Origin of the sequence: Oxobacter pfennigii, assembly GCF_001317355.1 — a bacterium.
Lineage (GTDB): Bacteria > Bacillota > Clostridia > Clostridiales > Oxobacteraceae > Oxobacter > Oxobacter pfennigii.
Map to the genome: position 1 here is coordinate 1 of NZ_LKET01000052.1, position 1,300 is coordinate 1,300.

General features: G+C 38.2%; 1 protein-coding gene. It reads left to right on the forward strand.

Translation table 11 applies throughout. From position 1 onward, the window contains the following. On the forward strand, positions 1–1,300 hold a 1,300-nt coding region (locus OXPF_RS22655), incomplete at both ends, for a carbohydrate binding domain-containing protein (RefSeq protein ID WP_341442921.1).

Genomic DNA, 1,300 nt, shown 5'->3' on the forward strand with positions numbered 1-1,300 from the left:
GGGAGCTGTAGGAACTTCAACCGGCTCAGGTGAATTCACAACCGAAGAAAAAAATATAGGAGAGAAGTCATTAAAGATAAGTAAAACTAATACTAATGACAGGCAGTATTTCAGCCAGCAAGTAACATTGGAAAAAGGCAAATACTATACTTTGTCAGGATATATAAAGACTAAAAATGTTAAAAACGAAAACGGGAGAGGAGCTTTAATATATGCAAATTATCAATATTCTGCCAGTTCATGGCCAAATCATGACTCTGCTTATTTAAACGGAACCCAGGATTGGCAGAGGGTTGAAGTCACATTTATGGTTCCTCCTGAATCACTGTCTGATACTGTCTATATAGGTGCAGGTATATACGGAGAAACAGGAACAGCATATTTTGATAACCTGCAATTAGAAGAAGGAGCAATAGCAAACAGGTATAACCTTATTGAAAACCCCAGCCTGGAAGATGGAAATACACCGCTCTTTTGGAACAGGAATCCTAATCTGACGGATGATGATAAAAGCTCGGCTGGCATAAAAATGTTCGGCGGCCAATCCTTCAAGATAAACGGTGAATACAGCTGGCTAAAGAGTATATACCAGGTGGTAAAAGTATCGGGTAAAAAAGATGATGTAATTGTAGTAAGCGGATGGGCAAAGGCTCAATCTGTACCCTTAAGCTCAAACAGAAATTTTGCAATATACTTGGGTGTAACGGGTCTGGATGGGACCACCATTATGGATGAAACTTTGCAGTTTAATCCTGATACTACAGACTGGCAGTATATGTCCAATGCCATAAAAACAAGTAGTGATTATAAAAGTATAACCATGTATCTCATGTATTATAACAATGAAAATGAAGTATATTTTGACGGCATTCAGATGTATAAGGAAGAATTCGGAGAAAGCTACGATTTCGATGAAAACGGCAACTTAAAATCCATAAAAGACCTTGCAGAGCAAACTTCTAAATTCGAATACAACACTAATAATGATTTAATAAGGGCCGTTGACCCCAAAGGTGGTAATTTCACCTACGAATATGACCAAAAGAGAAATATATCAAAAGCAGCGTCGGCAGAAAATGTAGTATATACATTCACTTATGACAGCTACGGGAATCCTTTGACTGCAAAAGTCGGAGGTGATTTGCTTTTCATAAAATCAACATCAGCTTATACTCCTAACGGAAACTATATCCGCGATATGACAGACAGCTCAGGAAACAAAGTGACATATAACTATAACCAGACAAAAGGCACACTGGATTCTGTCGTTGACCCTAAGGGTAAACAGACATCATACGGG